The sequence below is a fragment of the Halomonas zincidurans B6 genome (assembly GCF_000731955.1).
In the GTDB taxonomy this organism is placed as follows: domain Bacteria; phylum Pseudomonadota; class Gammaproteobacteria; order Pseudomonadales; family Halomonadaceae; genus Modicisalibacter; species Modicisalibacter zincidurans.
In genome coordinates this window covers 1,489,183-1,512,620 of sequence record NZ_JNCK01000001.1, presented here as the reverse complement: position 1 = coordinate 1,512,620, position 23,438 = coordinate 1,489,183, and the positions used below count along the sequence as shown (strand labels likewise).

Genomic DNA, 23,438 nt, shown 5'->3' with positions numbered 1-23,438 from the left:
CGCATGGCTTTACTCGAAGTTTCCAATCTCGATGTGCGCTTCGCCCTGCGCCGGGGCGAAGTCAAGGCGCTACGTGGCGTCAGTTTTACGCTGGACCGGGGTGAGCGCCTGGGGATCGTCGGCGAGTCCGGCGCCGGCAAGTCGGTGGCCGCATTCACCATTCTCAATCTGATCGCCAAACCGGGCTACATCGCCGGCGGCAGCATCCGTTTCGACGGCCGCGAACTGACCACCATGAAGCCCCGCGAATTGCAGCAGGTGCGCGGCAATCAGATATCGATGATCTTCCAGGATCCGATGATGACGCTCAATCCGGTGTTGACCATCGGCGAGCAGATGATCGAATGTCTCAAGGCGCACCGCCGTATCCGCAGTCGCGATGCCCGCGAGATCGCCCTCAACAAGCTGCGCCAAGTCTACATCCCCTCGCCCGAGCGGCGCCTGGACCAGTATCCGCACGAGCTGTCCGGCGGCATGCGTCAGCGCATCATCATCGCCATCGCGTTGCTGCTCGATCCCGACGTGATCGTCGCCGACGAGCCGACCACCGCGCTCGACGTGACCATCCAGGCGGAAATCATGGAGCTGTTGCTGGAGTTGTGCGAGAAGCACAACGTGGCGCTGATCCTGATCACCCACGACCTGGGGGTGGTCAGCCAGGTCACCCAGCGCACGCTGGTGATGTACGCCGGCCGGGTGATCGAGCAGGGGCCGACCCGCGAGATCATCAATGACGCGCAGCATCCCTACACCCAGGGGCTGATCAATGCGCTGCCGCAGATGGCCACCCCGGGCCAGCGCCTCAACCAGATTCCCGGCGCGATGCCCAGCCTGTCCAATACGCCATCCGGCTGCGCCTTTCATCCACGCTGCAGCTTCTCGGTGGATGCCTACGGCGAACGCCGGCGTGATTGTCGCGAGGTGATACCCGCGTTCGTGCGTTCGGGCAATTGCGACGTCGCCTGCCACATGGTGCGTGAACTGGTCGAACAACGCCCGGCCGAGTGCAACGAACAACGGGAGGCCCCATGAGCGAGCTCATGAAACCCTCGCAGCGCCCGGGCGGCGATTCCGCCCGGGCCGGCGAAACACTGCTGCAGATTCGCGGGCTCGAGAAGCACTTCCCGCTTTCCGGCGACTTCCTCGAACAGCTGCACTTTGAAGGCGGCAAGCTGAAGCGTCGCCAGGAATTCGTGCATGCCATCAACGGCGTGGATATCGACGTCAAGCGCGGCGAGACATTGTGCGTGGTCGGCGAGTCCGGCTGCGGCAAGTCCACGGTGGCGCGCATGGTGATGGGACTCTTGCATCCCAGCGCCGGCGAGATCCGCTACGACGGCCAGCGCATCGACGATCTCAGCCCGCGCCAGTTGCTGCCCTATCGCCGGCGCATGCAGATGATCTTCCAGAATCCCTATGCGTCGCTGAACCCGCGCATGAGTATCCAGCAGACGCTCGAGGAGCCGCTGCGCTTTCACCATCCCGACTGGAACCCTCAGCAGATCCTCGACAAGATCGCCGAGGTGATGGCCTCGGTCGGCATCGACCCGGAATGGGGCAAGCGCTTCGGTCACGAGTTCTCGGGGGGCCAGCGTCAACGCATCGCCATCGCCCGGGCGCTGGCCGTGGAACCCGAGTTCATCGTCGCCGACGAACCGATCTCGGCGCTCGACGTGTCGATCCAGGCGCAGGTGCTCAACCTGCTGATGGACGCCCAGCAGACCCATCACCTCACCTATCTGTTCATCACCCATGACCTGGCAGTGGTCGAGCACTTCGGTACCCGCGTGGTGGTGATGTACCTGGGGCGCATCTGCGAGGTGGCCGAAACTCGTTCGCTGTTCGACAGCCCGCGCCACCCCTATACCCAGGCGCTGCTCTCGGCGATCCCGCGTCTCGAGGACGAAAAGCCCGAGCATATTAAGCTTTCGGGCGAAGTGCCCACTCCGGTCAAGCTGCCTTCGGGCTGCGTATTCCACGGCCGCTGTCCGCATGCCTTTGAGCGTTGCCGGCGCGAGATCCCGCAATTGATCGAGGCCCAGGGCAGCCAGGTGGCGTGCCATGGTGTCGAGGAGGGACGCATCTAAGGAAGTCCTAAGTCGTTCGCTATGGCAACGCGTGTCGACATGGCACAATCAGCGCCTGCCCCGGCTCGCCCGGGGCAGCGCCGTTAGCAGGCCCGCCGGCTCACCCTGGCGACCCATCACGCGTGTTAGCAAACGAGGTAATCGATGGAGATTCGCTGGTTGGAAGACTTCATCACGTTGGCCAGAACGCGTCATTTCTCGCGGGCCGCCGAAACACAGAACGTCACCCAGCCGACCTTTTCGCGACGCATCAAGCTGCTCGAGGAAGAGATGGGCGTCACCCTCGTCGATCGCCAGACCTTGCCGCTGACGCTGACCCCGGCCGGCGAGGAGTTTCTGCGCCTGTGCGAGCAGATCACCGAGCGGGTACGGCTGACACGCGAGCGTATCGGCCAGATCGCCGATAATCAGACCCGGCGGATCGTGATCGCCGCGCCCCAGAGCGCACTGTCCTATATTCTGCCGGGCTGGCTTGACCAGCACCGCCTGCAGCAGCGTGTCGAGCCCTACCTGCGCGCCACCAGCTGGTTGCTCGCCGATTATTTCCAGGCCCTGGATCGCGACGAATGCGACCTCGCGCTATGCTACTGGCCGCGCCAGAGGGTATCGCTGGATGTCGACACCAGCGGCTTCGAATACCTGCCCATCGACACCGAGATACTGGTGCCGGTTTGCGCCCCCGACGACAGCGGACAGCCGCGCTTCGCCCTGCCCGGCCAGCGCCGCCAGCCGTTGCCGTGTATCGCCTATCACCCGCGCGGGCTGATCCAGAAGGTGATCGAGGCGCACCTGATGCGCCTCACCCAGCCGTGTTATCTGAGCACGCTCAACGAGAACGTGCAGACCGCCAACATCAAGGAACTGGTGATTCAAGGCTACGGGCTCGGCTGGCTGCCCCAGCGTGTCGCCCAACGTGCACTGGATTCAGGCGAGCTGGTACGCGCCGGGCCCGCGCGCTGGAACGTACCGCTCGAGGTGCGCCTCTACCGACGCCGAGCGCACCGCCATCCCGGCCTCGATGAGCTATGGCAACAATTGCAGGAGACACCGTCATGAGCGAAACGCGTCTCGACGACCAGCACGCTGCCCATCTCGAGGGCCTGGAACACGCCTACGCCCGGCTGCTCGAGGCTCACGGCTACGAGGGCGTATTGCTTTACAGCGGCGCGCCCCGGCACTTCTTCGGCGACGACCAGCAGGCCAGTTTCGCGACCTTCGCACACTTTCTGCACTGGGTACCGCTCGCCGGCATCGAGCACAGCTGGCTGCTGATCCGCCCGGGCCAACGGCCATTGCTGCGCTTTCATGCCCCGGTGGATTTCTGGCACTTGACGCCGTCGTTGCCCCAGGCCGCCTGGACCCGGCGCTTCACCCTCGAGGCCAGCGACGAAACCGCGCCGCCGCCGTTCCCCCAGGGCCGGCTGGCGATTGTCGGCGACGTCGACGCCGGCACCGCCGAGCGGCTGGGAGCCGCGCTCAACCCGCTCGCGCTTTGCCAGGCCCTCGATGAATTGCGCGTACGCAAGAGCGCTTACGAGATCGCCTGTCTGCGCGAGGCCAACCGGCTGGCGCTGGCCGGCCATGAAGCGGCCCGCGGGGCCTTCGACGCCGGTGCCGCCGAGCTCGACATCCAGCTCGCCTATCTCAAGGCCAGCCGTCAGCGCGAGTCGCAGGTACCGTATCAGAACATCGTCGGTCTCAATGAACACGCCGGGGTGCTGCACTACCAGCATTACGATATCCAGCCCGCCGTGCGTCGCCACAGCCTGCTCCTCGATGCCGGGCGGCGCGTCGCCGGCTATGCCTCGGACATCACCCGTACCTGGGCCGGCCGTGACGCCGACCCGCAGTTCGCGGCGCTGATCGAAGGCGTCGAGCGGTTTCAGCAACGGCTGATCGCCGAGTTGCGCCCGGGGGTGGACTACGTCGCGCTGCACGCGCAGATGCATCTCGAGTTGGGTCGCCTGCTCAGCGAGCAGGCGCTGATCGAATGCTCCCCCGAAGCGGCGGTCGAAAGCGGGATCACCCGGGCTTTCTGTCCGCACGGACTGGGCCATTCGCTGGGCCTGCAGGTGCATGACGTCGCCGGGCGTCGCGATGCCCGCGGCGAGCCGCTGCCGGCGCCCGAACGCGATCCGGCGCTGCGCCTGACCCGCCCCCTGGAAGCCGGCATGGTAATCACCATGGAACCCGGATTGTATATAATTCCCATGCTACTCGAACCGCTGCGTGATCAGCCGGCGGGACGCCACATCGATTGGCCCGGCGTGACGCGCCTGGCGCCGCATGGCGGCATTCGCATCGAGGACGACATCGCCATCGGCCATGGTGGGCCGATCAATCTGACGCGCGACAACGCCACGGATAGCTTGTAAGCAGCCGCAGTCGGGATATGCTGGAGAAGCGATCATAGGGAAGCGGTTACCATGGCACGCAGCATCGTTCCAGCCACCTTTTGCGCCGCGCGCGGTCTGGGCAATCGTCACGTCCAGACGCTGCTGCCGCGCTTGCGGCCGCTGGCAGCGCTGGAACGCGACGTCGAGATTCTCGATCTGCCCGACGGCGATTTCGTCGAACTGGCGTGGGTTCGCCCCGCGCCGCTCGCCGACGACGCGCCGCTGTTCGTTCTGTTTCACGGCCTCGAGGGTTCGTTCGATTCGCCCTACGCCCGCGATCTGCTGGGCATGGCCAGCCGCCTTGGATGGCGGGCGCTGCTCATGCACTATCGCGGCTGCGGTCAGGCGCCCAATCGCCTGCCGCGGGCCTATCATTCCGGCGATACCGCCGATGCCTACTGGCTGATCGGCCAGTTGGCGCTGCGTTATCCGCGCGCCACCAAGGTCGCCGCCGGCGTTTCGCTGGGCGGCAACATGCTGGCCAAGCTGGTCGCCGAACAAGGCGGTGATGGTCTCGACCTGGCCGGCGCCATCGTCATCAGCGCGCCGCTCGATCTGGCCGCCAGCGCCGACGCGTTGAACAGCGGCTTTGCGCGCTTCTATCAGCGTCACCTGCTCAAGACGCTCAGGGCCAAGATCGCCGCCAAGATGGCCAGCGGTCCGCTACCGATCAATCTCGCCGCCTCTCAGCTCGAACGCCTCGACAGTTTCTGGGCCTACGACAACGAGGTGACCGCCCCGCTGCATGGCTTCACTTCGGCCAGCGACTACTATCATCGCGCCTCGGCCGGCCGATTGCTCGGTGACATCGAGCTGCCGATGCTGATCCTGCACGCCGACGACGATCCCTTCATGCCGAGCGATCTGTTCTCGCGGCTGCCGATGGCCAGCGATGCCGTGCGTATCGAGGTGGCCCGCCAGGGTGGCCATGCCGGCTTCATCGAAACCCGTGGCGGTCGCCTGCACCCCTGGCTGGTCGACCGCGTGGGTCGCCAGCTCAGGGATTGGGCGAGCCTTCCGACCCCCGCCAGGAGCGCCACCAGCCGTTCCTGACAACGGCGATTTGCCCACAGGCGTGGTGCAGCTTGCCTGCCTAGCCGATCGGACAACTCACCCCGGTCCCCTTGAGGCCGCAATAGCCGCCGGGATTCTTCATCAAGTACTGCTGGTGATACTCTTCGGCATAATAGAACGCCTTGAGCGGCGCGATCTCGGTGGTGATCGGCCCCATGTTTTCGCTGTCCAGGGCCCGCTGGTAACGCGCCCGGCTGTGCTCGGCGAGCGCCTGCTGATCGGCGTCGGTGGTGTAGATCGCCGAACGGTACTGACTGCCGATATCGTTGCCCTGGCGCAGCCCCTGGGTGGGATCGTGGGCCTCCCAGAACACCTGCAGCAATTCCGGCAGGCCGATCACGGTCGGCTCGAAGATCACCCGGACGACTTCGGCATGTCCGGTCATGCCGGTACAGGTCTCTTTGTAGCTCGGGTTGGGCGTGTAGCCGCCGGCATAACCCACCGCCGTGACGTGGACTCCGGGCAATTCCCAGAACAACTGCTCGGCACCCCAGAAGCAGCCCAAGCCGAGCACGAGCTCCTCGCAGCCCGCCGGGAAAGGCGGTAGCATCGAGCGCTGCGTGACGGCGTGAATGCCACTGATCGCCATCGCCTGGTCGCGCCCCGGCAGGGCCTGGTCCGGCGTAGGCATGCGCTGCTTGTCTCGACTCCACATGGCGTCTGTCTCTCTGCAATGATGAAAATTGATCCGCTCCCGTCGTGCGGCAACGGGCTCAAGGCGAAGCGCTGCTGCGCCCGAGGCTGAAACTGTAGATCAGGTCCACGGCCTGGGTCGCCCCGGTCACCGCCTCCAGATAGAGATTCTGCATCAGCTTATAGCGCAGCGTCAGCTCGGCGATCGGCGAGAACACCCCGACGCCGTAACTGACCTCGAGGTTCTCGAACAGCTGGCCGCTGACCACCACCTGGCTCTTATCACCGCTGCCGGCGGTGTCCAGGCTCAGATCCTCCACGCCGAACGCCTGGCCCAGGCGGCCCACGGCGCTGCCGGTGCGCGACAGCGACAATCCGATCAGTGCCGAGGTCAGAGCGCCGTCACCGCCGGCATCGTCCGGGGCGCGACCGCGCAGCAGGTAGGAGAGCGCACGGCTCTCGGCCATGGCCGGCTCGGAAAACACTTCAAGATTGGGCTGTTCGGCCGGCCCGCTGACGCGCAGCCCGGCAATCACGCCATCCTCGGTGGCTTGCGGGTTGCGGATCGCCTCGAACTGCAGGCGCGGTTGCGAGGCCGGGCCGCTGAACAGCACCTGTCCCTTGCGAATCAGCAGATCCTGACCGAACGCGCTGTATTCGCCATTGATCAGGTTGACGTCGCCGAACAGCTGCACCGGACCGCTGCCCTGGCGTACTTGCAGGTTGCCGGTCAACTCGGCCGCGAGGCCATAGGCAGCGATGCGTACGTCGGGGCCAATACTCAGGTCGACGCGCACGTCAAGACGCATGCCGGCCTCCGACAGCGCCTGGGCGGTCGCCTCGTCGGTGCCCTTGGCCGCCTGATCGGCGGCTTTGGCCGCCTCGCGCCGGGCGCGCTGCTCGTCGCGCCGGGTGATGATCACCTCATCGCTGCTCGGCGATACCGCCGAGGCCGGCAACTGGCCGATTTCCAGGCGTCCCCAGGGGATATCGACGCGACCGCGAAGCTGCAAGAGATCCGGCGAGGCCGAGATCTGCAGGTCCGGCGCCACCCGCAGGCGACCGAATTCGGGCAGCGTCACCTCCAGCGGCTGCTCGACGCCTTCGATTGCCAATTCGGCCTGCCACTGGCCGGGCTCGGGCCAGCGAGCGTCGCCGGACAGCTCCAGGCGACCGCGTTCGGCGGCGACGAAGCCCTGGATATCTGCCTGGCGTCCGTCCAGGGCGATCGCCAGGCGGCCGTCGCGTATCTCGACCGGCACTTCGCCGCCTTGGGCGCGCAGCCCGTCGAGGGTGAGCTGGCCGTCGAGTTCGGGATTGCTCAACGCGCCGGCCAGGGCGACACTCCCGTCGAGCGTTCCCTGCAGTGTATCGACGCCGGCCACTAGCGCCTGATAGGGGGAAAGGGCCACCCCGTCGACGTTCAGCTGGCCATCCAGCGTTGCCTTGCCGGTGGGGTCGTCGATATCCGCTTGCAGCTGAACAGTCCCGGCCTCATCGACGCTCACCCGGGCCTCGACACTGGCTTGGGTGGGATTGGCGTCGAGATTCAGCGCAAGCCGCGTCGTCGGCAGGCTCCAGGGCTTGCCGTAGGCATCGAGCCCCTTGAGATCGAGCTGGCTGCGAAGCTCGGCGTTGGCTTGCCAACGGCTGGCCCCGGCCGACCAGGTGAATTCGAACTGGCCGTCGCTCTGACCGGCGGCGTTCCACTGCTCGGGCAGGACCATTCCCAGCAGATCCATGGGCAACTGCTGCACGGCCATCACCGCCCGGCCCTGATCGGGCGACGCCTGCAGCGTCTGCGTGGCGCACAGCCGCCCGCCCTGCTGGCGGACCAGGCAGAATGGCTGCAGGGTGAAGCGGCTGGCGGCCAGATCGACGGCGAAGGGCGTCGCTTCGGCAAGGCGCAGTTCGGCCTGCTCGCTGTCGATCTCGAGCGACGACAGTCGACCTCGATAACCGCTTCGCTCGGCATTCAGCCCACCATCGATACGCAGCGAGGCGCGTGACAACGGCCTGTTTTCGCCGGCCCGCATCGACAGGTCCAGACGGTGCTGCGAGAGCCGTCCATCGATCGCGAGATCCACTTGGCTGAGGCGCTGCCCACCCGCCATGACCTCCTCGAGGGCCAGTTCGATAGCCAGTTTCGGGTCGTCGAGGCCGGCGACATCGGCTTCCAGCGACAGCGAGCCGATGCTGTTGGCGGCGTAACGCAGGTCGCTGCCCTGCAATTCGGCGGTGATCTGCGGCGTCTTGAGCGTCCCGCCCAGGCTGAAACGACCACTGAGCGAGCCGCCGAGCGCAGGCAGCAGCGAATCCAGCGCCGGCGCGTCGAGGCGACCGGCAAGGTCGAGGGTATCGGCCATCGTGCCCTGTGCGGTCAGGCGATTGCGGCCCTGGCTCAGGTCCAGCGTGTCGATCTGCCAGCGCATGTCGCTGTTGCCGTTGAGCTTGGCTTGCAGCGACAGCGGTCGTCCCTGCAACGTGCCGTCGACCGCCAGCTCTGGCACCGCCAGCCGCCAGCCTTGCTCCTGCTGGGTGAAACGCACCCGGGTATCGCCGTTTAGCGTGCCGTCGACCGCCTGGGTGACGGCGCCCAGGGCGAAATTCTCGAGATTGACGGAGGCCTCGACCGCAAGCGTCGGCGCCCAACGCACCTCGCCACGGCTGATCAGCGCGCCCTCGGCGGCGGAGAGCGACAACGGCAGCCAGGCGAAACGCTCGAGATCGCCGTTCCCCGTCAGGCCTATGTCGACGCTGTCGGGCAGCGCCTGGCCGGAGACCCGGCCCTGCAGCGCCACGCGGTAACCGGTGAGATCGCCTTCGGCGCGTAACTGCAGATCGTCCACGCGATACTCGGGGGGGCTGACCCGTGATGTCAGCGGGGTGTCGCCAGTCTCAAGCGTGACGCCGCTGACGGCCAGCGCGGCCTCGACATCGACGCTCGCCGCCGGGGCCAGCGGCCAGGCCAGCTGCTTGGCATCGACATTGAGCTCGAAGGGCACGGTCGGCGCCAGGACGTCGGCATTGGCACTGAGCGAGGCGCTGACCGGGCCGCTGGCCTCGATGTCGGCGGTCAAATCGGCCAGTGAACCGGAAACCTCGAGATTCAGCCGCTGCCCGGCGAGCGGCGGCTGGTGGACGACGCCTTCGAGGCTGGCCGACAGCGGATAATCGTCGCGCAAGGCGACCGATGCCGATAGCTGTACATCGGCGTCCGGCGTGGCCAGGGCCAGGCTTTGCAGGCGCACCTCGTGACCTTCGCCCGAGAGATTCAGCGCCAGGTGATCGATGCGGCGAGGCGAAGAGCCCACGAGGCGAAAATCGCTGACCACGATGCGAGGAGCGCGTACCGTCAGCGGCAGTTCGATTTCTGGAAGCGAGCGTCGCGGCTGTGTCTCGAGGAGTGTCGAATTGCCCGGTTTGGTGGCGCCCGCTCCATCGGCCCCGGCTACCGGCGTGGAAGAATCCACAGCGGTGATCGCGATGCTTGCATCGATCGCCGTGGCACTGATCGGCGGCCCATCGCTGGTTGCTTCGGCATCCGCCGCGGCGAGTCGCTGGCCGGGCGATTGCGGCAACTGCAAGCGCGCCTGGGCCAGACGGGTCGGCAACAGCGTGAGTTCGTTACCGGTGATGCGCGCCCCGCTGGTGAAACGCTGCCACTCGAGGCGCGTGCCGTCAGCCAGCCGTATCGTCACGTCGTCGACCGACAGCGCTCGCAGCTCGATGGGAAACGGCACGGCGATCGATGGCAGACCGCCCGATTCGCCAGGGGCTTGCTCGGTGGCCGGCGCGGGGGCGGACTGTTTGAGCCTGACATCGACATTCTCGAGTTCGAGAGAATCCAGGCATAGACGGCCATCCAGCAGACACTCCTCGGCCCAGGCCAAACGCAGGCGTCCCACGCGCACGCGCGCTGGGCCAGCTTGCATGGCGAAGCCCTCGAGCGTGAACGTGTCCAGCGGCGAACCGCTGATGCGCTCGAACTCGAACAAGCCACGTTGCTGGCCCTGCCCGGCCAGCCAGGCTGTCCCCCAGGGCGACAACCCCAGGCCTGCCAGCAGCACAATCAGCCCAAGCAACCACAGCGGCAACCAGAGCATCAAGCGGAAAAAGGGAATGATCAAAATTCGGGCCCTATGGCGAAATGCAGCCGCCACGAGTCCTCCTCATTGTCGAAGGGGTGCGCGATGTCCAGCCGGATGGGGCCGACCGGCGAGACCCAGCGAACGCCCAGGCCGGCGCCGGTCGCCAGGTCCTGTGGCCACCAGTCATTGAAGGCATTACCGGTATCGACGAAGGCCGCGCCCCACCAGTTGCCGCTCAAGCGACGCTGGGCCTCGATGCTGGCGACGAATTTCTGCTGCCCGCCCAGCAGCTTGCCGTCTTCGTTGCGCGGTGCAAGGCTTTCGTAGCCATACCCGCGGACGCTGCGATCGCCGCCGGTGAAGAAGCGCAACGACGGCGGAATCTTGTCGAAATCGTCGGTGCTCATCGCGCCGATGCTGGTCCGGCCGATGAAGCGATAATCGCTGCCGAGCATGCGAATCCACTGTGAGTCCAGCGTGCCCCGCACGAAGGTGGCGTCCGAGCCCCAAAGGGTATCCGAAACGGCCAGCGATAGCCGCTGGCTGTCCCCCCAGGTGGGAAAACGCGGGTTGCGAGTACGGATGCGGGACCAGCTGATGCCCGGGTAGTAGAGCAGCACCTGTTCATCCTGATCGGCCTGTTTGAAGTCCTCGTAGGTGGAGCGCACGTAGAGCCGCTGGGTCCAGCCGTTGTCGAAGACCCATTGGCGGGCCAGCTCCACCGAGGCTTCCAGGCTCTGGGTGTCTTCGTTGTCGAGGTTTTTGATCCCGTACTGCAACTCGTAGCTGTCGCGCAGCGGATCGGCCAGAGGCATGCGGTAGGTGCCGCTGAATTGCTGCTCGGGGGCGGATAGATACAGCTCATGGTAGAGGCTGTCACCGTCCGCGTTGAGCCACGGCTGGTCCCAGGAGAACTGGGTGCGCGGCCCGACGTCGGTTGCATAGCCGATACCCACTTCGAATTGATGGCGGTCGGCGGGAATCAGGCTGACGTCGACCGGCACTCGTGGCGGCCCAGGCGTGGCGACGTTGCGCGTCGCGTCGAGGGCCGAGGCACTGAGCAATACGGGTTGCGCTTGGCCGCTTGGCCCCGCCGGAGCGGCGTCGAGCGGCCGGCGATCGACAGCTTGCCACCAGTTGAGCTGAGCCTGGGCCAGCGAGGCGCCGCTTTCGATACGCGGCCTGACGCTGATACCACGAAACCAGCCGGTCTGGCCAAGCCGCTGATTGTATTCGGCCAATTGCCCGGCCAGGTAGGGGTCGCCTGCGTCGAACGGCAACATGTTACGCAGCTTGGCGACGTCGATCTGGCTGCCGGAATAGCTGACCCGACCGAAGCGATAGCGCTCGCCGCTATCCAGCGTCAGGTAGATTCGTGCGCTCTGTTGCCAGGGCCGCACTTCGATACGGTGGCGGGGAAACGCCGCATCGAAGTAGCCGCGCTCGGCCGCCAATGTCGAAAGCTGGCTGCGCAGGTCCTCGTAAGGCGCGTGCAGCAGCGGCTCGCCCTCCTCGAGCGGCATGGCATCGATGGCGTCGAGGAAATAGCGATCGTCGCTGGCATCGCCTGTCAGTTGGATATCCAGGGTTTCGATCATCACCCGTGGCCCCGGATCGATGGTGACCACGGCACGTTCGACGGCTTGTGCGTCATCCCCGGTCTTCAGGCTCACGTCGATCGTGGGTTCGTAATACCCGTAGGCCTTGAGCGCTTCGCGGCTGCGTCGCTGTATTTCCGATTTCAGGCGCGCCCTGCCGTAATCCGCCGCTTCCAGCTCGGCCAGGTAATTGACCACGTTGTTGGCCTCCGGCCCTTCGAGCCCGTCGACACGGGTCTCGATCGCCCATGCACGGCTGCCGTTCGCGACCAGCACGGCGGCGACCAGCACGGCAACGAGATAGCGCCGCTGCATGAGTTAGCGCGCGCCGGCCCGCGGGAAGGTGTCGTCGAGAGCGCAGTCATCGCAGCGATTCGGTAGGCCTGCTTCCATTCTAGTCCGTAGCTCCCTGATGACATTTCCGATGATCAGATGATCAATTGCCGACGCTCAAGCTCTCCAGGCTGGCATTGATCGCCAATTGATTCTGGCGCAATTCCGTGATTGCGGCGCGGATTTCGTCGATTCGCGCCTGCAGCAGCTGCTGTTGATCCTGGCCGGCTTGGCGGGTCTCGTTCAGCGAGTCGACACGCTCGCCGAGCTTGGCGATGCGTGCTTCAAGGTCACCCAGCGCCGCGAGCTGCTGCTGCATGGTGCGCTGAGTCCGGGCCAGTTCGTCGGTGCGCTGGGCCAGCGTCTCTCGCCGCTGAGTCGCCTGCTGCTGATCGCTGGCGAGGCGTGACAAGCGATCGGACAACCCCTGGCGGGCTTCGTTCCCCTGCTTCTCGAGTGCGGTCAGCGAACGGCGGGTGGCATCGAGGGTGGCAGCCAATGTGTCGCCCTGGGCTTCCAGGCCGTCGAGCCGCTGTACAAGAGCGTCGATACGCGTGCTCTCGGCTGCGCTTTGCTCAAGACCTTCGACAGTCGTACGCAACTCGCCGAGCTGTTGGGCCAATGATTGCTGGTCCTCGCCGAGAGCGCCGAGCTTGTTCGATAGTTGCTCGGGCGACATGCCGCGGCCATCGTCGAAACCATCCAGCCTGGCATGCATGTTGGAAATCTGCCCTTCGAGCTCGCGCTGGGTTGCCTGCCAGCCTTGGCGGTCCGTCCAGTACAACCAGGCCAACGTCGTCAACCCGGCCAACAGCAGGCAAGCCAGCACCCACAACGGCCAGACGCGGGTTCCCCGAGCGTTACCCGCCGGCCGATGCGTCGTCAGTTCATCGCCGGGGCCCGGAACGATCGGGGTCGTCAGGCGTGGTTCGTCAGCGCGATCCACCATGGATTCTCCTCGTCTATACCTGGCGGTAGCGTGTTCGCCATCATTGCTTCGCTGCGCTGTTGATCGCACCGAACTCGAGCTACGGAATTTGCGAGCATACCCCAGGCTGATAATATGTTGCGACCTGAGCTGACGCAGATGCTTGGTATTGTAAGGTTTTTTTACCCGGTCTGTATTCCACGCTGGCTGTCGGCTGAAAAGAAAAGAAACAGGAGCTCATCGATGGCGTTCGAATTACCCGCACTGCCCTATGAAAAGGATGCGCTTGAGCCGCACCTCAGTGCCGAAACGCTCGAATACCACTACGGCAAGCACCACCAGGCCTATGTGGCCAAGCTCAATGAGCTGACCCAGGGCACCGGCGACGCGAGCAGGTCGCTCGAGGAGATCATCACGTCGGCGTCCGGCGAGCTGTTCAACCAGGCGGCTCAGGTATGGAATCACACCTTCTACTGGCACTGCCTGTCGCCCGACGGCGGTGGCCAACCGGCGGGAGAACTGGCCGAGGCCATCGGCGCCAAGTTCGGCTCCTTCGATACGTTCAAGGATGCATTCAACGCCAAGGCGGCGACCAACTTCGGTGCGGGCTGGACCTGGTTGATCAAGACCGCCGAGGGTGGCGTCGACATCGTCAATAGCGACGATGCCGATACCCCGATCGCCCACGGCCAGACGCCCTTGCTGGCGATCGATGTCTGGGAACATGCCTATTACATCGACTATCGCAATGCGCGACCCAAGTATCTGGATGCGGTGTGGAACGTCGTCAACTGGGATTTCGTCGCCCAGAACTTCAATTGAGTATCCGGATCGCCAAACGCTCCCAGGCACTCAGGTAACCACTGATCAATTCGGTTCCGAGGGGCTGAGGGGTTCAGAGTGACTCGATCACGGCGTCGGCGATCATGGTTTGACCACCTCAAACGGTCGGTTTTCCCTGACAGCCGGGTTATCCGCTTCTCAGCCGTGCAGGTGAGCCACCAGAGCATCAGCAAAGGTATCGGTCGTTCCGGTGCCGCCCATATCAGGCGTCACTTGATCACGGGCCGTCTCCCCATCATCGGTGAGGCTCTGCCCATCGGAAAGATAAGCACCCTCGGTATTTTCGCGCACCGTGATCAAGTCAATGTTTTCATAGCGCGAGCGAGTCCCGGGGAAGCTGATCGCAGGGCGGACATTGGCATAAAGATCGAATTCACGGCGCAGCTGGACATTCAGGGAAGTAAACCCGCCCCCGACAGGGGTGGTCAGTGGACCTTTCAGGGCTATGCGATGCTTCCGGATCGCTTCGATCGTTTCATCAGGCATCGGCTGGCCATGCTTGTCCAGCGCAGTCAGCCCGGCATCCAGAAACTCATAATGCAGCCCGCAGTCCAGCGCACTCAGGACGCGCAGTGTGGCGTCCATGATTTCGGGACCGATGCCGTCGCCTTTAAGTACTGCAATCGTCTGGCTCATTGGATTACCTTATTGTTGGTTGCGATCCATCTCGTTTCGCTCATGATGCCAACGCAGCGCGACGGCCTTGGCCCGCTGCAAGTCTTTGCAGTAAGTCAGCGCTCCTCTGTCCTTTCGGATGCCTGCACGACGCAGTTTGACGATAATTCGCGCAGGCAGTCCCATCAGAATTAGCGCTATTCCCTCGCGATGCATTTCGTCGATCAGCGACTGGAGTGCCACGATGGCCGTGCCATCCATGCTGGGCACCTTGCGCATATCTAGCAGGACGATCTGGACGTGACGATCGACCAGATGAAGGGATGTGAGGGCTTTCTCGGCCACCCCGAAGAACAGGGGGCCGTTGATTTCGTAAACCGCCACTTCTGGAGGCAGCCCTTTGATAGTTGGGTGATTCTCGATCTCGATGCGATCGGTTGTAGTCAGCAAGCTCATGCGCCGAATGAACAGTGCCGCTGCCAGCCCCATGCCGACAGCGACGGCCAGAACCATGTCAAACACAACGGTCAGGCCGAAGCAGATGACAAGAATGGCCACGTCTCCGGGAGGCGCCGAGCGCAAGGTATGCAGGAAATGACGCGCTTCGCTCATGTTCCAGGCAATGATGAACAGCAGCGCCGCGAGGGCAGCCATGGGCACGAGGCCCAGCAATCCAGCGAGCGCGATAACCGCCAACAGCACCACCACGGAGTGCACCACTGCCGCGATGGGGGATCGAGCGCCGCTGCGGATGTTGGTTGCTGTCCGGGCAATTGCCGCCGTGGCCGTGATGCCGCCAAAGAGTGGCGCAATGATGTTGCCCAACCCTTGACCAATCAGCTCGGCGTTGGGGTCATGCTTGGTCTTTGTCAGGCCATCCGATACCACTGCGCACAGCAGTGACTCGATGGCGCCGAGCATGGCAATGGCGAAGGCAGGCCCCAGCAGAGCGCGAATCAGTTCGAAATTCAGTTCAAGGGGCTCTCCATTGGGCCCCGGTAATAGCCAAGGAGCCATGAACGAAGGCGCTATAGGGGGAATACCGGTACCCGTTTCGCCATTGGCCTCCCAGGTAAAACGAGAGGCTATCGTCTCAACGGCAGGCGCCCCCGTGCTACCTAGCCACTGATTGGCACCGTAAGCAGCGATAGCCCCAACGATTAGCCCGACAAGGGGGGCGGGAATGGGAATGTGCAATCGAGGCCACAACAACATGACAATCAGAGCAAATGCCCCAATGCCGAATTCGAGAGGATTGAGAGTGGGCAGTGATGTGACGATACGGCCCAAGTTTTCGACAAAATGCTCCCCGAGTTGCCCGACGCTCAGCCCCAGAAAATCGGGAATCTGTAGTACCGCGATGACCACTGCAATCCCCGCCGTGAAGCCCAGAACCACGGGGTAAGGCACGAACTCGATCAGGCGCCCCATGCGGGCAACGCCCAAGGCCACCAGAATGATGCCGGCCATCATCGAGGCGATAAGCAAGCCACCCAGACCGTACTGCTGAACAATCGGAAACAGGATAACGACAAAAGCGGCTGTCGGGCCTGAAACATTGAAGCGAGCACCGCCAGTCAACGCGATGATGGCCCCAGCCACAATCGCCGTGTAGAGACCCTGCTGAGGCGGAACGCCCGTCGCGATCGCCAACGCCATCGACAGTGGCACGGCCACGGTACCGATGGTGAGGCCAGCCATCACGTCCTTGCGTAAATCCGTGAGCCCGTACCCCTCCCGCCACGCGGCGCTCAGACCCGTGGAGACGCGGGGCAGGTTAACTGAAAACCCTTGGCGCGACATACGATGCCCTCGCTGCAAGGCGCCCTCGCCATGGCAGCATCGACCGAGGCATTTGGCGTAGGGAGCAGAAATCATGTTAATTACATTAACATGCTATTATAATTGAGAGCAACTGTAGGCCATGATGCCTGTACGGGACGTGCAAAGCATTGCGCTATGGAAGCCATGACATTAACATTTAATGTTAATGTCAATGTCATGAGGGACTAGCAATGGAAAAGAAAACTGCTCGACTCACGCTGCTCATAGACCCCCGAAAGAAACAAGCTTTTGAGCAGCTATGCGCGTTACAAGATCTGACTCCTTCGCAAGTCGTGAGGCAGCTGATACGCGATTATCTTCATAAGCACGGTGTGGAGTACGAAACACAGGTGACCGACGATGAAAAAAACACGCAAGGCTGATCCGGCGCCATTTCATGCAACGCTGCATGGCTGCGTGTCGACATTCATCAGCGATCAGTGGTCAGCGCCATGAGGCGTCAGATGGCAACTCATCAATGTATCTCAGGCCGGCAATTTTGCTGTCGGCCTCGTGCGCCTTATAATCACCAACGGACCCGCCATGCATAACCTATGGATTCCCGTCGTCGCCATTCTCACCGTTGCCGGCCTGATCTTCGGCGGCCAGGCTTACACTGAGGCCCAGCGTGATGCCCGCATCGCCGCGACCATAGCTGAACGTCTCGACAGCCAGGCACCGGCCGAGATTTCCAACCTGACGCGGGTCAACAAGGGCTATGGGGTGTGCGGCGACTATACGCTTCCAAGCGCCGAGTCCGATCGCTTCTATTACAACAGCGCCCTCCAGAGCCTGACGCTGGGCACCGACTCCCCACAGTACCGCGACAACTGCGCAGGCCTCTCTGACTGAAACCTTGCCGACCGACAACCGCCCCCTCAATGCACGCCGACCTGTAACGACAACGCCCCGCTTTCGAGCGGGGCGTTGATCCCTAACGACGCGAAACCGGAGCGTCAGGGATCGGCGCGACGCCCGATACCCCGGTAGACCAGCCCGCGCGCCGCGACATAGACCGGATCGTAGATATTGCGACCGTCGAGGATCAGTCGCTCGCCGAGCGTCTCGGCAAGACGCCGCCAATCCGGGTTCCAGTAGCACTTCCACTCGGTGACCAGCATCAAGGCGTCGGCGCCCTCGCAGGCGGCGTAAGGGTCATCCTCGTGCAGGCTGAGCAGTGGATGATCGCCCAGTTCCTTGCGCAGCGCCGGTAGTGCGGCCGGGTCATGCAGGCGGACATGAACGCCCTGGGCCCATAGCGCGCGCAACAGCGTCAACACCGGGGCATGGTCGATGCGCGTGGTGCCGGGCTTGAAGGCGGCGCCCCAGATGGCCACCGTGCGCCCTTCCAGCTTGCCGTGAAAATGATTCCACAACTTGCGGAACAGGGTCTCCTTCTTGCTCTCGTTGATGTCGAGCACCTGCTCGAGCAACTGCGATTCACGTCCGGTCTGGTGCTGGACATCGGCCAGGCGCATCAGGTCGCGGGAGAAGTTGGGTCCGCCGAAGCCGATTCCCGGATACAGATACTCGTAGCCGATACGGGTGTCTGCGCCCATGCCCTGGCGCACGTGCTCGACGTCGACACCCAGCGAGTCGGCCAGTCCGGCGACTTCGTTCATGTAGCTGATGCGCGTCGCCAGCATGCCGTTGATCGCCAGTTTGGTCAGCTCGGCGGCGCGGCGCGGCATGCGCTGGAAGACCTCGGCGCGGCGATTGAAGGCGCGCAATGTTTCACGAACCTGGTCGGCCGCCCAGTCATCCTCGCAGCCCAACAGCCACCGCGCGGGCCGTGTGAACACCTGCCAGGCACGCCCTTCCTCGAGCATGTCCGGCAGCACCACGGCCACCTGCGAGGCATGCCGCAGCAGTGCTTCCAGCGCCTCGGTCTGGCCCACCGGGAACGTCGAGTTGTTGACCACCACCAAAGGCGAACGCTGCACGCCGGCGATGGCATCGACGAACTGCTCGGCGGCATCGCGCTGGTCCGGCGCCAGAGCCAGCCAGACGATATCCGCCTCCGGCTGAGCATCGAAAGCGCTCGGCATATCGTGAATGCGCAAGGCCCCCGACTCGCGGCTTGTCGTCAGTTCGGCGGCGACGAACGGTTCGCCGCTTAGCCAATCGGCCGCGGCGAGCTGGGCCCAGCTCGTTTCGGGATGCGGATACCAGTCGACTCGGTGGCCGACCGAGGCCAGCGCAGCAGCGGCGGTCGCCGCGGACAGCTCACTGCCATGTACGATGATTCGCATCGGCCTTACCCCTCGTTGGCGTAACGCTTGAGCAAGGCATTGAAGCCTTCGCCGAACTTGGGATGGCGCTTGCCGAAGGCCAACGTGGCTTCCAGATAGCCCAACTGGTGACCGCAATCGTAGGTCTCGCCCTGCATGCGGTAGGCGGCCACGCCCTGCTGTGCGCGCAGCGCGTCGATGGCATCGGTCAACTGGATCTCGTTGCCGGCACCGGGCTTGGTCCTGGCGAGCAGCTCGAAGATTGCGCCGGGCAGCAGGTAACGCCCGATGACCGCCAGCGTCGAGGGCGCTTCCTCGACCTTGGGCTTCTCGACCATGTCGCTGATCAAGGCGCTGTTGCCGGGCTCGGGGACATCGCCCTCGAGGGCGACGATGCCGTACTTGTTGACCATGTCCCGGGGCACGTTCTCGACCATGATCTGAGCATCGCCGGTGCGCTGGTAGGCGTCGATCATTCCCGCCAGATCATTGCGCGGCAGACCTTCGTCATCGACCAGCACGTCGGGCAGCAGCACCGCAAAGGGCTCGTCCTCGCCGATCACCGAGCGTGCGCAGAGCACCGCATGGCCGAGACCCAGCGCTTCGGGCTGGCGCACTGCAATGATGCTGACGTCGTCGGGGATGATCTTGCGCACCTCGGCGAGCAGCTCGTCCTTGCCCTTGGCCTCGAGCATCGTCTCGAGTTCGAAATGCTTGTCGAAGTGATTCTCGATGGCGCCCTTGCTGGAGTGCGTGACCAGCACGATCTCCTTGATCCCGGCGGCCACCGCCTCTTCGACCACATACTGGATCACCGGCTTGTCGACGATGGTGATCATTTCCTTGGGGATGGCCTTGGAAGCCGGCAGACAACGGGTGCCAAGACCGGCAACGGGTAGTACGGCCTTACGAATCATGGGGGTCCCTCCTACATGAATGTCAATAAGTATGCCATAGAGAGGCGCCGAAGCGAGCCCCGCCATGGTCAAGTGCAGTAGCTGCGGTGAGCGCATCGTCAACCGGCACGGCGCTCTCGACCTGGGTCACTCGACATGGCCCTCACGGCCCGGGCTGGCCGGTGCTACGGTGGCATCTTTGCCCACAGCCTGTCGAGAAAGAGTAGAATGCGAGCATCATACAGCAACTCAAGCACATGGCCGCGGCTCGTCAGCGGGCCATGTTTCATACCCGCCGACAGGGAGAGGCGCAATGAACCCGGCAGCACGCGATACCCAGCGCGGCAACGTCGACCCCAGCGAGATCGCCAAGTTCGAGGCCCTGGCGAGTCGCTGGTGGGACCCTGACAGCGAATTCAAGCCGCTTCACGAGATCAACCCGCTGCGTCTGGATTTCATCGACGCCCGTGCCGGGCTCGCCGGCAAGCGCGTGCTCGACGTCGGCTGCGGCGGCGGCATCCTGAGTGAAGCCATGGCCCACCGCGGCGCCAAGGTGACCGGCATCGACCTGGGCGCGACGCCGCTGGAAGTCGCCCGCCTGCATCAGCAGGAGAGCGGCGTGACGCTCGACTATCGCCAGGTCAGCGCCGAAGAGATGGCCGACGAGCAACCCGGCGAATTCGACGTCGTCACCTGCCTGGAAATGCTCGAACACGTCCCCGATCCCGCCGCGGTGGTGCGCGCCTGCGCAACGCTGGTACGCCCCGGCGGCCATGTGTTCTTCTCGACCATCAACCGCAACCCCAAGGCCTATGCCTTGGCCATCATCGGCGCGGAATACGTGCTCAGCCTGCTGCCGCGCGGCACCCACGATTATCGCAAGTTCATTCGCCCCTCGGAGCTTTCCACCTGGTGCCGGGCCACTGGCCTGCGCGTGCGCGAACAGAGCGGGCTGACTTACAACCCGCTGACCCGCACCTACCGCCTGGCGCCGCGCGATGTCTCGGTCAACTACATGATGCATTGCTCGATGGAGGCGCCGTGAGCCATGCGCCGCTTGGCCTGCTGTTCGATCTTGACGGCACGCTGGTCGACACCGCGCCGGATCTGGCCCGTGCGACCAATGCCCTGCGCGCGCACCACGGTCTCGACGCGCTGCCCTTCGAGGTCATCCGCGCCCAGGTTTCCAACGGCGGTAGCGCGCTGGTGACGCTGGCGCTGGGGCTCGAGGCCACGCACCCCGAACACGCCACGGCACGCGCTTTCCTGCTCGACAGCTACGCCCGCGACGTTGCCGCCGAGAGCCGGCTGTTCCCGGGGCTGGAGCCGTTGTTGGCAACCTGGTCGCAACCGCCGCGGGCCTGGGGCATCGTCACCAACAAGCCGCGTGCGTATGCCGCGCCGCTGATCGAGGCGCTGGGCCTCACGCCGGGGGCATTGCTGTGCGTCGATGACCTGCCGGTGAGAAAGCCCGCTCCGGAGCCGCTGTGGGCGGCGGCTCAGCGCCTGGGGCTGAGTGCCGAGCAGTGTTGGTACATCGGCGATCATGTTCGCGACATGCAGGCCGCCCAGGCCGCCGGCATGGTCGCGATCGCGGTCGGCTATGGCTATATCGACGAAGCCGAGGATCGGCACAGCTGGCGGGCGGATCGCTGGTTCGAGCACCCTCAGGAGCTTACCGCCGCACTGATCGATCTGGTCGGTTCGCCTCGCTGAGCGCGGCTCAGCGAACAGCAATTAAAACCAGCGACGATTGCCGACCGACAAGCTAGTTGCGTGCCGGCTGGGCGTCGAAGCGCTCGCCGGTATGGCCCTGACTGTCGTCGCCCATCAGCCATAGATAGGTCGGCATGATCTCCTCGGCGCTGCGCAGCGTCGCCGGGTCTTCGCCGGGAAAGGCGGCCTGGCGCATCCGCGTCCGCGTGGCGCCGGGGTTGAGACTGTTGACGCGCACCGAAGAAAGGCTCTCCAGCTCGTCGGCGAGCACTTGGACGACCCCCTCGGTAGCGAACTTGGAGACCGCATAGGCGCCCCAGAACGCTCGCCCCTTGCGGCCTACGCTGGACGACGTGAAGATCACCGAGGCGGCTGCGGATGCCTTGAGCAGCGGCAGCAACGCCTGGGTCATCCAGACAGGTCCGTTGATATTGACCTGCATGACCTGTTCCCACAGCGCGGGATCGTACTGTTCGAACGGCGTGATCCGTCCCAGCAGGCCGGCATTGTGCAGAATGCCGTCCAGGCAAGCGAACTCCTTGCCCAGCGTGGCCGCCATGTCCTGATAATCCTTGAGCGTGGCGCCCTCGAAATTGAGCGGGAAAATCGCCGGCTGGGGTCCGCCTTCGGCTTCGATCTCATCGTAGACGGTCTCGAGCTTGGCGGTCGTGCGGCCCAGCAATATCACCGTGGCGCCATGGCGGGCATAGCACTTGGCAGCGGCGCGGCCAATGCCTTCACCAGCGCCGGTTACCAGGACCACCCGCCCCGCCAACAGCTCCGCGGGAGCCTGGTAATCGATCTTGCAACTCATCATGACTCCTCGTTGCCGGTCACAGCCCGGACTGGTTGAGGAAATCGCCGGCCATGCTGGCCGCATTGCTATCCGGATACTCCTGCTGGACCCGATTCAGCAGTTGCTTGCTGGCATCCGGCTGGCCCTGGCGCGCCTTGAGCAGCCCGAGCTTGTAGAGCGCATCGGGGAGCTTGTTGCTTTGCGGGTAGTCCTCGATCACGGTCGTGAACGCCTGGGCTGCCGGCTCCAGCTCGGAACGTGCCGAGTAGAGCTCTCCCAGCCAATAATAGCCGTTGGCGCGCAGTGGCGAATCGGGATAGTTCTTGACGAAGGTCTCGAACGCGGTGAGCGCGGCATCGAAATCGCGATCCTGAACCTTCTGGAAAGCTGCACGGTACGCCTGGCGATCTTCCTGGCCAGCGGCCATGGCCGCCGGATCGCCATCGTCGCCCGGCTCGGCCGAGCTGGCGGCCCCGTCGCCCTGGGCGGCATTGTCAGCGCCAGGCGCGGCGGCAAGACCATTGATACGTTGTTCCAGCTCCAGATAGCGTTCCTGCGCCAGGGTCTTCTGCTGCTCGAGCTGGTAGCGCAACTCTTCAATCTGCCCGCGCAATTCTTTAATCTGACGCTGATTGTCTTGCAACTGGTTGAACAGGAGCAAGTTTCCACTAGCCTCAGGACGAGCCTGGGTCTGCTGGTAAAGGTTGTTCTGCTGATTGGCCGAGAGATCTTCGACCACGGGAGCGGCCCATACGGACAGCGGGAGCACCAGAGCCCCCGCGCCGCACAGTCCTTTCAGACTGTGTTTCATGCTTGACTCCGCCGGAGCTTAGTAAGCGATGACCACGCGACGATTCTTCGCGTAGGCCTGTTCGGAGTGGCCTTCCACGGCCGGGCGCTCTTCACCGTAGCTGACGACATCAATCTGCGATGACGATACGCCTTGAACGCTCAGGTAACGCTCAACCGACTGCGCACGACGCTCGCCCAGGCCCAGGTTGTACTCACGGGTGCCGCGCTCGTCGGTGTAGCCCTGCAGGACGACTTGGACATTGGGGTTGTTGCGCAGATACTCAGCATGTTCATTGAGTACGGACTCGAACTCGGGGCGAATGGTGTCCTTGTCGTAGTCGAAATAGATGGTGCGCACATCGGGTATCGCCGCGCGCTGGCCGGCACCTACCTGTGAACCGCTGGGCTGTCCGCCGGAAATGCCCTGACCGGTGGTCACGCCGCTCTGCCCCTGGCCGCCGGGCGTGGTGCCATCCATGCTGCCGTCCCCAGTGCCGCCCGTGCTGGCACAGCCAGCCATGACAGCGAGGGACGCAGCGACGGCCAGGCTCTTGGCGTACGATTTAAACTTCATTGTCAACTCCT

Annotated in this window: 20 protein-coding genes and 1 pseudogene; 10 read left to right on the top strand and 11 right to left on the bottom strand. The window is 64.3% G+C overall.

From position 1 onward, the window contains the following. The first annotated feature begins 3 nt into the window (after positions 1-3). The 5 genes from HALZIN_RS0107005 to HALZIN_RS0106985 all read left to right on the top strand — a co-directional run bounded on the left by HALZIN_RS0107005 (position 4) and on the right by HALZIN_RS0106985 (position 5,536). Positions 4-1,032, top strand: coding sequence for an ABC transporter ATP-binding protein (locus HALZIN_RS0107005; protein ID WP_031383519.1), 1,029 nt, complete (start codon positions 4-6; stop codon positions 1,030-1,032). Then, complete coding sequence (locus HALZIN_RS0107000) at positions 1,029-2,087, top strand: ABC transporter ATP-binding protein (protein ID WP_231662691.1); 1,059 nt, start codon at positions 1,029-1,031, stop codon at positions 2,085-2,087. The genes HALZIN_RS0107005 and HALZIN_RS0107000 overlap by 4 nt, the downstream gene beginning before the upstream one ends. Before the next feature lie 144 nt (positions 2,088-2,231). Continuing rightward, on the top strand, positions 2,232-3,143 hold the full coding sequence (locus tag HALZIN_RS0106995) for a LysR family transcriptional regulator (RefSeq protein ID WP_031383517.1): 912 nt from the start codon (positions 2,232-2,234) through the stop codon (positions 3,141-3,143). After that, on the top strand, positions 3,140-4,462 hold the full coding sequence (gene pepQ, locus HALZIN_RS0106990) for a Xaa-Pro dipeptidase (protein WP_031383516.1): 1,323 nt from the start codon (positions 3,140-3,142) through the stop codon (positions 4,460-4,462). The genes HALZIN_RS0106995 and pepQ overlap by 4 nt, the downstream gene beginning before the upstream one ends. A 51-nt stretch (positions 4,463-4,513) precedes the next feature. Continuing rightward, complete coding sequence (locus tag HALZIN_RS0106985; RefSeq protein WP_031383515.1) at positions 4,514-5,536, top strand: hydrolase; 1,023 nt, start codon at positions 4,514-4,516, stop codon at positions 5,534-5,536. A gap of 40 nt (positions 5,537-5,576) precedes the next feature. Here the strand turns inward: HALZIN_RS0106985 and msrA are convergent, their stop codons facing one another. The 4 genes from msrA to HALZIN_RS0106965 all read right to left on the bottom strand — a co-directional run bounded on the left by msrA (position 5,577) and on the right by HALZIN_RS0106965 (position 13,161). Continuing rightward, positions 5,577-6,212 (bottom strand): peptide-methionine (S)-S-oxide reductase MsrA, encoded by a 636-nt coding sequence (gene msrA / locus HALZIN_RS0106980; RefSeq protein WP_035575215.1) that lies wholly within the window; start codon positions 6,210-6,212, stop codon positions 5,577-5,579. Positions 6,213-6,270: 58 nt separating this feature from the next. Continuing rightward, a complete protein-coding gene (tamB, locus tag HALZIN_RS0106975; protein ID WP_236254970.1) occupies positions 6,271-10,320 on the bottom strand; it encodes an autotransporter assembly complex protein TamB in 4,050 nt (1,349 codons plus the stop codon). Next, on the bottom strand, positions 10,317-12,194 hold the full coding sequence (tamA, locus tag HALZIN_RS0106970; protein WP_031383512.1) for an autotransporter assembly complex protein TamA: 1,878 nt from the start codon (positions 12,192-12,194) through the stop codon (positions 10,317-10,319). The genes tamB and tamA overlap by 4 nt, the downstream gene beginning before the upstream one ends. A gap of 121 nt (positions 12,195-12,315) precedes the next feature. Further along, positions 12,316-13,161, bottom strand: a complete 846-nt coding sequence (locus HALZIN_RS0106965) for a hypothetical protein (RefSeq protein WP_031383511.1) — start codon at positions 13,159-13,161, stop codon at positions 12,316-12,318. Between the two features lie 222 nt (positions 13,162-13,383). Here HALZIN_RS0106965 and HALZIN_RS0106960 point away from each other — a divergent pair, with 222 nt between their 5' ends. Further along, complete coding sequence (locus HALZIN_RS0106960; RefSeq protein ID WP_031383510.1) at positions 13,384-13,962, top strand: superoxide dismutase; 579 nt, start codon at positions 13,384-13,386, stop codon at positions 13,960-13,962. A gap of 246 nt (positions 13,963-14,208) precedes the next feature. Here HALZIN_RS0106960 and HALZIN_RS0106955 read toward each other — a convergent pair. Together HALZIN_RS0106955 and dauA are read right to left on the bottom strand one after the other, a co-directional pair. After that, positions 14,209-14,619: pseudogene (locus HALZIN_RS0106955) on the bottom strand (isocitrate/isopropylmalate family dehydrogenase); the annotation flags it as partial. A gap of 9 nt (positions 14,620-14,628) precedes the next feature. Further along, the gene (gene dauA / locus HALZIN_RS0106950) at positions 14,629-16,401 is read right to left on the bottom strand and encodes a C4-dicarboxylic acid transporter DauA (protein WP_031383508.1); all 1,773 of its coding nucleotides are present in this window, start codon (positions 16,399-16,401) and stop codon (positions 14,629-14,631) included. 212 nt (positions 16,402-16,613) lie between these two features. Between dauA and HALZIN_RS0106945 the strand changes: the two genes are divergently transcribed. Then, entirely contained in the window at positions 16,614-16,805 is a 192-nt protein-coding gene (locus HALZIN_RS0106945; RefSeq protein ID WP_031383507.1) for a hypothetical protein, read from the top strand. 160 nt (positions 16,806-16,965) lie between these two features. Continuing rightward, positions 16,966-17,274 (top strand): hypothetical protein, encoded by a 309-nt coding sequence (locus tag HALZIN_RS0106940; RefSeq protein ID WP_031383506.1) that lies wholly within the window; start codon positions 16,966-16,968, stop codon positions 17,272-17,274. A 104-nt stretch (positions 17,275-17,378) separates the two neighbouring features. Here the strand turns inward: HALZIN_RS0106940 and HALZIN_RS0106935 are convergent, their stop codons facing one another. Next, complete coding sequence (locus HALZIN_RS0106935) at positions 17,379-18,674, bottom strand: nucleotide sugar dehydrogenase (RefSeq protein WP_031383505.1); 1,296 nt, start codon at positions 18,672-18,674, stop codon at positions 17,379-17,381. A gap of 5 nt (positions 18,675-18,679) precedes the next feature. Further along, on the bottom strand, positions 18,680-19,570 hold the full coding sequence (gene galU, locus HALZIN_RS0106930) for a UTP--glucose-1-phosphate uridylyltransferase GalU (RefSeq protein ID WP_031383504.1): 891 nt from the start codon (positions 19,568-19,570) through the stop codon (positions 18,680-18,682). A gap of 292 nt (positions 19,571-19,862) precedes the next feature. On the opposite strand from galU, the gene ubiG reads away from it, so the two are divergent. Further along, positions 19,863-20,594, top strand: coding sequence for a bifunctional 2-polyprenyl-6-hydroxyphenol methylase/3-demethylubiquinol 3-O-methyltransferase UbiG (gene ubiG / locus HALZIN_RS0106925; protein ID WP_031383503.1), 732 nt, complete (start codon positions 19,863-19,865; stop codon positions 20,592-20,594). Continuing rightward, on the top strand, positions 20,591-21,265 hold the full coding sequence (locus HALZIN_RS0106920; protein ID WP_031383502.1) for an HAD-IA family hydrolase: 675 nt from the start codon (positions 20,591-20,593) through the stop codon (positions 21,263-21,265). The genes ubiG and HALZIN_RS0106920 overlap by 4 nt, the downstream gene beginning before the upstream one ends. Before the next feature lie 52 nt (positions 21,266-21,317). Here the strand turns inward: HALZIN_RS0106920 and HALZIN_RS0106915 are convergent, their stop codons facing one another. Genes HALZIN_RS0106915 through pal form a run of 3 tightly spaced genes read right to left on the bottom strand, consistent with a single transcriptional unit; the run spans position 21,318 to position 23,427 of the window. Then, positions 21,318-22,079, bottom strand: coding sequence for a YciK family oxidoreductase (locus HALZIN_RS0106915; protein WP_031383501.1), 762 nt, complete (start codon positions 22,077-22,079; stop codon positions 21,318-21,320). A gap of 19 nt (positions 22,080-22,098) precedes the next feature. Further along, positions 22,099-22,872, bottom strand: a complete 774-nt coding sequence (ybgF, locus tag HALZIN_RS0106910; protein WP_031383500.1) for a tol-pal system protein YbgF — start codon at positions 22,870-22,872, stop codon at positions 22,099-22,101. Positions 22,873-22,890: 18 nt separating this feature from the next. Then, a complete protein-coding gene (gene pal / locus HALZIN_RS0106905) occupies positions 22,891-23,427 on the bottom strand; it encodes a peptidoglycan-associated lipoprotein Pal (RefSeq protein WP_031383499.1) in 537 nt (178 codons plus the stop codon). Positions 23,428-23,438 lie beyond the last annotated feature (11 nt).